Annotated in this window: 12 protein-coding genes; 9 read left to right on the top strand and 3 right to left on the bottom strand. The window is 45.8% G+C overall.

Annotation, left to right across the window (positions count from 1 at the left end):
- Positions 1–90: 90 nt before the first annotated feature.
- The gene (locus QUB70_RS22530; protein WP_332983555.1) at positions 91–2,553 is read right to left on the bottom strand and encodes a CBS domain-containing protein; all 2,463 of its coding nucleotides are present in this window, start codon (positions 2,551–2,553) and stop codon (positions 91–93) included.
- 269 nt (positions 2,554–2,822) lie between these two features.
- On the opposite strand from QUB70_RS22530, the gene QUB70_RS22525 reads away from it, so the two are divergent.
- Positions 2,823–3,497 carry a HEAT repeat domain-containing protein gene (locus tag QUB70_RS22525; protein WP_332983554.1) on the top strand — a complete coding sequence of 225 codons (675 nt, stop codon included), beginning with the start codon at positions 2,823–2,825 and terminating at the stop codon, positions 3,495–3,497.
- 90 nt (positions 3,498–3,587) lie between these two features.
- Here the strand turns inward: QUB70_RS22525 and QUB70_RS22520 are convergent, their stop codons facing one another.
- Positions 3,588–4,001: a PIN domain-containing protein gene (locus QUB70_RS22520; protein WP_332983553.1), complete on the bottom strand. Its 414-nt coding sequence runs from the start codon at positions 3,999–4,001 to the stop codon at positions 3,588–3,590.
- Positions 4,001–4,228, bottom strand: coding sequence for a hypothetical protein (locus QUB70_RS22515; protein WP_332983552.1), 228 nt, complete (start codon positions 4,226–4,228; stop codon positions 4,001–4,003). The genes QUB70_RS22520 and QUB70_RS22515 overlap by 1 nt, the downstream gene beginning before the upstream one ends.
- 125 nt (positions 4,229–4,353) lie before the next feature.
- Between QUB70_RS22515 and QUB70_RS22510 the strand changes: the two genes are divergently transcribed.
- From QUB70_RS22510 to arsC, 8 genes are all read left to right on the top strand, one after another.
- A complete protein-coding gene (locus QUB70_RS22510) occupies positions 4,354–4,518 on the top strand; it encodes a hypothetical protein (RefSeq protein WP_332983551.1) in 165 nt (54 codons plus the stop codon).
- A 66-nt stretch (positions 4,519–4,584) separates the two neighbouring features.
- The gene (locus tag QUB70_RS22505) at positions 4,585–4,953 is read left to right on the top strand and encodes a hypothetical protein (protein WP_332983550.1); all 369 of its coding nucleotides are present in this window, start codon (positions 4,585–4,587) and stop codon (positions 4,951–4,953) included.
- 207 nt (positions 4,954–5,160) lie between these two features.
- Positions 5,161–5,415 (top strand): hypothetical protein, encoded by a 255-nt coding sequence (locus QUB70_RS22500; RefSeq protein ID WP_332983549.1) that lies wholly within the window; start codon positions 5,161–5,163, stop codon positions 5,413–5,415.
- Positions 5,416–5,514: 99 nt separating this feature from the next.
- A complete protein-coding gene (locus QUB70_RS22495; protein ID WP_332983548.1) occupies positions 5,515–5,874 on the top strand; it encodes an ArsR/SmtB family transcription factor in 360 nt (119 codons plus the stop codon).
- 116 nt (positions 5,875–5,990) lie between these two features.
- Positions 5,991–7,019, top strand: coding sequence for a PstS family phosphate ABC transporter substrate-binding protein (locus QUB70_RS22490; RefSeq protein ID WP_332983547.1), 1,029 nt, complete (start codon positions 5,991–5,993; stop codon positions 7,017–7,019).
- 72 nt (positions 7,020–7,091) lie between these two features.
- Positions 7,092–7,802, top strand: a complete 711-nt coding sequence (locus tag QUB70_RS22485) for an MIP/aquaporin family protein (RefSeq protein WP_332983545.1) — start codon at positions 7,092–7,094, stop codon at positions 7,800–7,802.
- Positions 7,803–7,809: 7 nt separating this feature from the next.
- On the top strand, positions 7,810–8,466 hold the full coding sequence (gene arsH / locus QUB70_RS22480; RefSeq protein WP_332983544.1) for an arsenical resistance protein ArsH: 657 nt from the start codon (positions 7,810–7,812) through the stop codon (positions 8,464–8,466).
- Between the two features lie 36 nt (positions 8,467–8,502).
- A complete protein-coding gene (gene arsC / locus QUB70_RS22475; RefSeq protein WP_332983543.1) occupies positions 8,503–8,898 on the top strand; it encodes an arsenate reductase, glutathione/glutaredoxin type in 396 nt (131 codons plus the stop codon).
- The last annotated feature ends 152 nt before the right edge of the window (positions 8,899–9,050 follow it).

Below are 9,050 nucleotides of genomic sequence, written 5' to 3'. Positions count from 1 at the left end.
TAAAATCTAAAATCTAAAATCTAAAATCTAAAATCTAAAATCTAAAATCTAAAATCTAAAATCTAAAATCTAAAATCGATTGATGGCGGACTAATTCCCATCCGGGTTTGTAGGAAATGTGACTGTAAAATTAGTCCAGCCATTGCTGCTTTCAACCTCAATTTTTCCCTGCAACTGTTCGACAAGTTTTTGAACCAAAGCTAAACCCAAACCTGTACCTCCTTGTTTCCAGGGGTCGGCGTTGGGAACGCGATAAAATTTCTCAAAAATTCGAGGCAATTCCTGTATCGAAATGGACGATTGATTGCTGAGTGTAAATTCGATTTCGGCAGCGATAGCACTTGCTTGTCGCGGATTTTTCCTTTGTCCTCCATCTTCGCAGTCTCCCTTTTTGCACTCAACCCTGAGAGAGATTTCGCCGTCATTAGCAGTATATTTGCAGGCATTGTTGAGGAGCTCTGCTAAAATGCGTCCCAAACTAGCGCGGTTGGAACAGATCGTGGGGAGGTGGCGATCGCACTCTACTCGCAAATGCTGGTGGCGGTTGTGGGCGCGGGTGTAAAACGGATCGATAATAGTAGGCAGCCAGACTTCTAAGTTTACTGGTTCCAGGTCGATCGGACAAGTTGCTGCTTCGAGCCGCTGCAAATCGAGCAAATCATTAATCAAATCAGTTTCTCTAGTACATTCTGTTTCTAAAATTTCAAGATAAATCTGGCGCCGATCTAGTGTGGGAGAAATTCTCAGCATATGAATAGCCATTTTTATATTAGCTAAAGGCGTCCGCAGTTCGTGAGAAACTGTGCTGAGAAATTCATCTTTGAGGACGTTTAAATGCTGGAGTTCGTGAACTTTTTGCTGCAATTCGGCGGTGCGTTCTTGGACTTGGCGTTCGAGGTCGGTGTTGAGGTTTTGGACTTGCTGGTAGAGTTGGGCTTGCTGAATGGCGATCGCGATTTGAGTTGCCAGTTGCTGGAGCAAATCCACTTCCGAAGGCTGCCACTGCCGGGATTTGGAACACTGATGGACGCACATCATTCCCCATAAATTATTGCCGTCTTGCAAAATTGGTACAATCAAATAAGCTTTGATTTGCGCTTGCTGGAACCGCGCATATTTTTCGGCACTCAAACGGGCTTGGTCGATGTCGGGGACGGCATAAATTTCCTGTTCGATGGCCGTTGCAGATTCTTGCCAAATATTATCGGGCAGGATTTCTCCCAAGATAGAAGGCCAATTTTCTGCAACGGATTCTGCCACTACAATGCCGGAATTGCTCGACTCTAAATGCAGGATTGCTACTCTGTCAGCTTGCAAAACTTGGCGGACTTCATCGACGCTGGCGTGGAGAATTTCTTCTAGGTTTAAGGATTGGTGAATTCGCAAGGAAATGTGAGTTAACAGCCGATCGCGCTGCAATTGTTCGTGGAGTTTTGCAGTCCGTTCCCGCACCTGCTGTTCCAGTTTGGCGTTACGGCTTTGCAGCAGTTCCACTTTTTCGGCTTGGAGCTGATAAACTGACTGCTGCAACTGTTTGACAACTCGGTACATTTCGGTCGGGTCGAGGACTCGGAGCAAGCTCGTTTGAGTAATAATTCCCAACAGTTCTCCGCGCACACCGCACACGACCAACCGCTGCACTTGTTGCTGCTGCATTTCTTTGTGCGCCGTCCACAGGGAATCGGAAGGTTGCAGAAATTGCAGGGGAGTTCTCATAACTTTTTGAGCTGGGGTTTGCTTGAAATTTAGTTCGAGAAACAGTGCCTGCACAATGTCATATTCGGTAATAATTCCCAGGGGGTGGTGAAAGGAATAGTGAAAAATGGAGGTATAGTCATCTTTGGGCTTCTCCATTGTTAATTCTTTGTTTTTTGTAATGACTACGCAACTTGCTTGATGCTGTGACATCAGTTCGGTTATGCTTAGCAGCGAGGCGGTATGGGGCGCTGTAATTGGCGTAGTCATCAATTCTGCTACGCGCCGCAATTTGAGAATGTTTGAAGGCTGCAATACTTGGCGAATTCTTTCCCGCGTCAGCACTCCTACCAAGTGGCGAAATTGATTGACGATCGGCAAATAGCGAATCTTGTGCTGGCGAAATAAGGATAAAGCGGTAAACACGTCTTGGTCGTCGGATTCTGTGAGGGAGACCGACACCGGGGACATCACTTCGGAAATTGGTATTTTGTGCGAGGCTCCTTTGTGATGGTTGTCTATTGTGCCAGAAGCTATCAGCCTTACTAGGTCGGCGGGTGTTAATATGCCGATTAACAGTCCGCGGCTGGGGTTGTCGGATAAGTTGCCTGCGGTAATAGTCTGCTGGTTCTGCACGACGAACACGCAGCGGGCCCGCATCTTTTCTGGCGGGGATGTTTCGGTCATCGCCCCCCGGTCTGAGGGTACAGGTGTTTTGACTAGAGGACAACTGTTTCGCAACTGACTCATCAGGGCGATCGCCACTGGTAAGGAAGTTTCTGGCGCGGCAGTTAGGGGGTAGCGGTCGATCGCTTGTTCTAAGGCTGAGGAGTAAAAGGGCGGGTGGTAAGAGGGCATAGTTGATTGCAGGTTGTCAGAGGGCGGCTAACGATCGGGCAAAGCCTTGGGGAACGGGAGAAACACCTCGCCTGTGCTTGGGATTTAAATAATAGACTTTGTAATTTATTATTTGCACGCAATCTGAGCTTTAGATTAATGGTGTGACTAATTCGCAATCTCACCGATCTCAAATACGCAGGGCGGTTTTTACTGCCTGCTTTTATCCTGAGACTCCCCTATAATCAAAATAACCAGAATGTAAAGTTTTACTACAAGATTTATCCATAATGACAACTTTAAGCTTAGACCAAATTGCCGCCAAGTTAGAAAGCGAAAATTCAGCCGATCGAATGGTGGCTTTGGCCAACTTGCGGAACGTGCCTGCTGCTGAGGCGGTGCCTTTGATTAAAAAGGTGTTGAACGACGAAAGTTTGCAAGTGCGATCGATGGCTGTGTTTGCTCTCGGGGTCAAACCGACTGCTGAGTGCTATCCCATTCTAGTCAAATTGCTAGAAACTGACCCAGATTACGGCATTCGCGCTGACGCTGCGGGTGCTTTGGGCTATCTGGAAGATATCAGAGCTTTTGAGGCTTTGGTGCGGGCTTTTTACGAAGATACTCAATGGCTGGTGCGCTTCAGTGCTGCTGTTTCTCTGGGGAATCTCAAAGATCCCCGGGCTCGCGACGTGCTGCTAAAAGCTCTCGACAGCGAGCAAGTGGTGATCCAGCAGGCGGCAATTTCGGCTTTGGGGGAAATTAAAGATATTGGGGCGATCGATCGCATCCTCAATTTTGCTCAGTCGGAAGATTGGCTGATCCGCCAGAGGCTGGCTGAAGCTTTGGGCAATTTGCCGAGTGTTAAGAGCGTTTCGGCTTTAAAATACTTAGAAAAAGATAGCAATTCTCAAGTATCTCAAGCGGCAACAATTTCTCTCGATCGCCTGTCAAAAGCAGAAGGATAACAGATACCGATATTTTTGTTGTAAGCGTTTCATTTCCGCGCTTTTAAGGCGGGAATGAAACACGGATCGCCTAATTTATTGAGCCCTCTGCTAAGTCAACCGATTTCTCAGTTCTTGAGGTGACAAAACAGGAATCGGCGACCCTGCGAATCCATTCACATCCCGAGTAACGATCGCCTCTAACTCTAACTCGATCGCACACGCTATCTGCACCGCATCTTCAAAATCCGGCAATCCCAGGGCGATCGCTTGTTCCAGAACCTCTCGATCCACCGCACAAATTTCCATCAATGCCAAAAGTCGAGTTACGGCGGCAATCGCAGCTTCAGAACTCTTGGTTTGTCGTCCAACGACATAATGCACATCCGTAACTGTGGTCGCCGACATAAACCCTTCAACACGCCCCGATTCAACGGCATTGAGTAAAAAAGCAGCATCCGCTACGAAAGGTTCGCGGGCCAGCATTGCATCCAGTAAAACATTGGTATCAAATAAAACTTTCATTACAGATACTTTTGCACTAACCGCTCATCCAACATTGCCTTTACTTCTGCATCTGTAGGTGGTGGCGCGTCCGTTTTCGCAATGCCAATTAAACTCGCGGCTAAACCCTTCGGTTTCACCTTCGATCGGAGTTTCGGTTGGAGCGATCGCATCAAGGCATCGATCAACTGCCATCGCTCCTCGGCAGACAACCTCAGTGCTCGGTCTTGAAGTTCGTGTAACGTCATAGTATAAAAATTTTGGGAACTGTGGAAACCTTGTATCTGACTAAATTTTAGCACCTCAAGTGATATGATGAGTTATGTGATATTAGCTTCTTAAAAATACTTAATTTTTCGGGAGACGGAGTTAAATGCCATACAGTCAATTTAGCATCGAACAAATTAAGACAAATTTTGGTATAACCTTGATGAGAACAACAGGTTTATTTGCCGATATCCTTGAAATAGAACCCAGCAATTTTTTGAAAGAAACTTTGCAATTCAATCTGCCTTTAGCACTAGAGATTAATTCCTAGAAAGCTCGATCCGAGCTAATTGTCGCCCCAATATTAGTTGAAATCAAAAAAAAGCTACCGGAACGGATGAGTTTATTTTCAGGTCGAGAATTCAATGTAGACGCTGCTAGGGGTTTGAGCGGTTATTGCGATTTTCTAATTAGCCGATCGCCCGAACAGCTTGTCATTGAATCCCCAGTTATCACCTTGGTGGAAGCCAAAAATGACAACATTCAATCCGGCTTAGGACAGTGCATGGCAGAAACGATCGCAGCACAAATATTTAACCAGCGTCAAGAAAATGACATTAAGACAATTTATGGAGTGGTCACAACTGGGAGTATCTGGAAATTTATCAAACTAGAAGGAAGTGCGATCGAGATTGACACCAGCGAATATTTTATTAATAATGTTGGTAAAATTATCGGTATCTTAATAAAATTTATAGAGTCTTGAGTGAAACCAGAATGTATTAGACCTCTTGCAAAAATAAATAGGACGGGCAAGATGCCCGTCCCACAAAAAAAATAACTCTTGTGGGATGGGCATCTTGCCCGTCCCATCAATTGATGAAAAGGATTTTTGCAAGAGGTCTATTCTTTAACCCGCAAGGGCAAATCGCAAGTTAAAATAATTGTTGATCTCATTTAACCAAAGCCAGCCATGAATCAAGCGCCCAATCCCTTTAACTCAAATCCCTCCAATCCGCTAGACCCCTTGGAGCAAGAAGTGGACGAGCAAGGTCAAGAATTGCCGAGACAGTACCACCCGGCCACTAAAAAAACTCTGCAAAAAGTCTTTATCATCCTGGTAGTTGTCGGGGCAATCATTGGGGGAATTCTATCTGTAGGGGTGATTTCGCTGATGCAGAAGGCGGGACTGACAGATGTGCCGGCAAGGGTACAGAGTCCTAAGTAGTATCCAGTCTGAAGGATCTGTCGATGCTAAATGCAGCAATTTTCTGCCATGAAGCTTCAGAAAATATGATGTTTTGTAAGGATGTTTTCTAAATAATTGATGCTTAAAAATTCTACGGCTGCGCCCGATCGCACTTCACAGCGACAGATTTCGGAAAAACTTGTCTCCGCAGGCTTTCACGCTCTTTCTGACCCCCTGCGGATTCAGATTCTGGAGTTGCTGCGGGAACAGGAGTTGTGCGTTTGCGAATTGTGCGATCGGCTTTCTGTCCCTCAGCCTAAACTCTCTTTCCACCTCAAAACCTTGAAGGATGCAGCTTTAGTCCGCAGCCGCCAAGAAGGCCGCTGGATCTACTACAGCCTCAATCTAGCTCAGTTTGTCGCCCTCGAACAGTACCTCGCCGAATACCGCCGTTTTAGCCAAATCCTGCCGGCACGCCCTTGTTCGGACGCGGGTTGACCAATCAACATTTCTTAATGTATCTAGTGGCTGTTTGTCTTCCTGCATACTTGACATATCAAATTTTATTGATATGATTCCAGTGTACCCCTTAGTTATGGCATTGGGTGAGGTCAATGAACCCAGCAGAAAAGCCCAAGGTTTTCGCACTAAGTATAATTGCTTCGATCGTAGGTGCGATCGCCCTTCTCAACTCCTGCACTCAAGTCCAGTCGCAAGAGTCGCAAAGCATTAAAATTGACGGTTCCAGCACCGTGTATCCAATTACGGATGCGATCGTCAAAGAATATCAAAATACCAATCCCAAAAAAGCATCAATTACTGTTGAATTCTCCGGTACTGGTGGAGGATTTAGAAAGTTTTGTGCTGGCGAAACAGACATCAGCAACGCCTCGCGACCCATCAGCCTAGAGGAAATGGAAGCCTGCAACAAAGCTGGCATCCGCTACTACGAATTACCTGTCGCCTTTGACGCTCTCACAGTAGTAGTCAATCCCAAAAATAGCTGGGCAAAAGACATCACAGTAGCCGAACTAAAAAAACTTTGGGAACCCGCCGCCCAAGGAAAAATTACCCGCTGGAATCAGATTCGACCCAATTGGCCAAATCAACCCATCACCCTTTACGGTGCAGGCAAAGATTCCGGTACATTTGACTACTTCACAGAGGCAACAGTAGGTACTGCAAAAGCCAGCCGTACCGACTATACAGCTAGTGAAGACGACACAGTTTTAGTGCAAGGAGTTATTAAAGACGAAAATGCTTTAGGTTACTTTGGATTGTCCTATTACGAAGTCAATCAAAGTCAATTGAAAGCTGTAGCTATTGACAGAGGCAAAGGAGCAGTGCTGCCCTCCCGCGAAACTGTAGAAAAAGCTCAGTATCAGCCCCTGGCGCGACCTCTATTTATCTATGTCAACTACCAATCAGCTCAAACTAAAGTAGAACTACGCAACTTTGTAGAATTCTACATGAAGAAAGCTCCGACCTTAGTTAGTTCTGTGGGTTATATTCCTTTACCCACAAAAGGGTATCAACTAATTTATCAGCACTTTTACAATGGCAAGGTGGGCACAGTTTTTGGCGGCAAAGCTCAGCTTGACTCGACAATTGGAGAGTTATTGCGACAACAGGCAACTTTTTAGGTATCAGTGGGAAGGCTTCTGCATTGCAACTATAATCCTACAACAGAGGTAAACTTATCACGGATCGACTCAATGTTCAAGTCAGTTTATAAGACAGCGAGCAAGTTGTTCTCACCGGAGTGCAGGAGAGAAGCAATCGCCGAATTTCTGGGTACATTTATTCTAGTTTTTGCAGGCACGGGCGCGGTGATGGTTAACAAAATTAGCGGTGGTTCTGTAACTCATTTAGGCATCAGTTTTGTATTTGGTGCAGTTGTAGCTGCGATGATTTACGCGATCGGACACATCAGCGACGCGCACTTTAACCCAGCCGTAACTTTAGGATTTTGGGCGAGCGGTTTTTTTCCAAAATACAAAGTTTTTCCTTATCTTTTGGCGCAGTGTTTGGGGGCGATCGCAGCTTCCGCGCTGCTGTTAATTACTTTAGGAAAAGTAGCAAATCTCGGTGCAACTATCCCTCTTAACGGCAACTGGTTGCAGTCTCTAATCCTAGAAACAGTATTGACTTTTATCCTAATGTTTGTTATCCTCGGTTCGGGATTAGATAGACGCGCTCACATCGGTTTTGCGGGGATAGCAATTGGGTTAACTGTAGGGTTGGAAGCTGCATTTATGGGGCCGATTACCGGAGCGAGCATGAATCCGGCACGATCGCTCGGCCCGGCTTTAGTTGGCGGGATTTGGGAGAACCATTGGGTTTATTGGGTTGCTCCGATTTGGGGAGCGCAATTAGCAGTCGCAGTTTATCGGGAACTGTCGAACGGATTTCGGGATTTTAATTGAAAGTATCATGGCAAATTTTACGCACAAACCGAGAATTTTGTTTCTATACGGCTCTTTAAGAGAGCGTTCTTACAGCCGCTTGTTGGCGGAAGAATCGGCGAGAATTATTGAGGGTTTCGGTGCAGAAGTTCGATTTTTCAATCCTCTAGAATTGCCGATTTACGGCAGCGTTCCCGATACGCATCCCAAAGTTCAAGAATTGCGCGAATTGAGTTTGTGGTCGGAGGGTCAAGTCTGGTCTAGTCCAGAAATGCACGGCAATATTACCGGCATTCTGAAAAATCAAATTGACTGGATTCCTTTAAGTATTGGGGCCGTCAGACCGACTCAAGGCCGAACTTTGGCGGTGATGCAAGTTAGCGGCGGTTCCCAGTCTTTTAATGCTGTGAATACTTTGAGAATTTTGGGCCGCTGGATGCGGATGTTTACGATTCCAAATCAGTCTTCGGTTGCTAAAGCTTATCAGGAGTTTAATGATGATGGGACGATGAAGGATTCGCCTTACCGCGATCGCGCGATCGACGTAATGGAGGAACTGTACAAGTTTACCCTGCTGTTGCGCGAGCAAACGGACTATTTGACCGATCGCTACAGCGAACGCAAGGAACAAGCAGCTAAAGAGACGATCGACGTAGCAAATCGCGCCCTTGAAACATCTAACTAACAACTAACAACCAACAACCAACAACTAACCAAAACCATGAAAAAAGTAATGTTTGTTTGCAAAAGAAACTCCTGCCGATCGCAAATGGCAGAAGGATTCGCTAAAACCATCGGAGAGGGCAAAATTGCCGTCAGCAGTTCCGGTTTAGAATCAAGCAAAGTTCACCCGACAGCAATTCAAGTCATGTCAGAAATCGGCATTGATATCACCGATCAAACATCAAACCCATTAAGCGAATTCAATGCAGAAGACTACGATGCAGTAGTTTCTCTCTGTGGCTGCGGCGTGAATTTACCCGAAGCGTGGGTTCTGCGAGAAGTGTTTGAAGATTGGCAACTCGACGACCCCGACGGACAACCAATCGAAACTTTTCACCGCGTTCGAGATGAAATTAAAGCACGAGTTGAGAAATTAGTGAACTCTCTAAAATAAGATTAGGGTCAAAATGAGAATTCTTGCCTTGTCGGTTTTAACTCAGCTCTTGCAGTATTGTCAATAAGCCTTTTAGGAACAGGCAAGATGCCTGTTCCACAACAAAATTCCTCTCCTGTGGAACAGGCATATTGTCTGTTAAGCGAGAATGG

Source organism: Microcoleus sp. A003_D6 (assembly GCF_036702825.1).
Classification (GTDB): domain Bacteria; phylum Cyanobacteriota; class Cyanobacteriia; order Cyanobacteriales; family Microcoleaceae; genus Microcoleus.
This window is presented reverse-complemented; position numbering and strand designations above follow the sequence as displayed.

What these genes read in the sequence shown, in the direction of transcription:
- arsH (WP_332983544.1), top strand. Translation starts at nt 7,810, where the DNA reads ATGGCAAATTTTACGCACAAACCGAGAATTTTGTTTCTATACGGCTCT.
- QUB70_RS22485 (WP_332983545.1), top strand. Translation starts at nt 7,092, where the DNA reads ATGTTCAAGTCAGTTTATAAGACAGCGAGCAAGTTGTTCTCACCGGAG.
- QUB70_RS22490 (WP_332983547.1), top strand. Translation starts at nt 5,991, where the DNA reads ATGAACCCAGCAGAAAAGCCCAAGGTTTTCGCACTAAGTATAATTGCT.
- QUB70_RS22495 (WP_332983548.1), top strand. Translation starts at nt 5,515, where the DNA reads ATGCTTAAAAATTCTACGGCTGCGCCCGATCGCACTTCACAGCGACAG.
- arsC (WP_332983543.1), top strand. Translation starts at nt 8,503, where the DNA reads ATGAAAAAAGTAATGTTTGTTTGCAAAAGAAACTCCTGCCGATCGCAA.
- QUB70_RS22505 (WP_332983550.1), top strand. Translation starts at nt 4,585, where the DNA reads ATGAGTTTATTTTCAGGTCGAGAATTCAATGTAGACGCTGCTAGGGGT.
- QUB70_RS22500 (WP_332983549.1), top strand. Translation starts at nt 5,161, where the DNA reads ATGAATCAAGCGCCCAATCCCTTTAACTCAAATCCCTCCAATCCGCTA.
- QUB70_RS22520 (WP_332983553.1), bottom strand. Translation starts at nt 4,001, where the DNA reads ATGAAAGTTTTATTTGATACCAATGTTTTACTGGATGCAATGCTGGCC.
- QUB70_RS22530 (WP_332983555.1), bottom strand. Translation starts at nt 2,553, where the DNA reads ATGCCCTCTTACCACCCGCCCTTTTACTCCTCAGCCTTAGAACAAGCG.
- QUB70_RS22525 (WP_332983554.1), top strand. Translation starts at nt 2,823, where the DNA reads ATGACAACTTTAAGCTTAGACCAAATTGCCGCCAAGTTAGAAAGCGAA.
- QUB70_RS22510 (WP_332983551.1), top strand. Translation starts at nt 4,354, where the DNA reads ATGCCATACAGTCAATTTAGCATCGAACAAATTAAGACAAATTTTGGT.
- QUB70_RS22515 (WP_332983552.1), bottom strand. Translation starts at nt 4,228, where the DNA reads ATGACGTTACACGAACTTCAAGACCGAGCACTGAGGTTGTCTGCCGAG.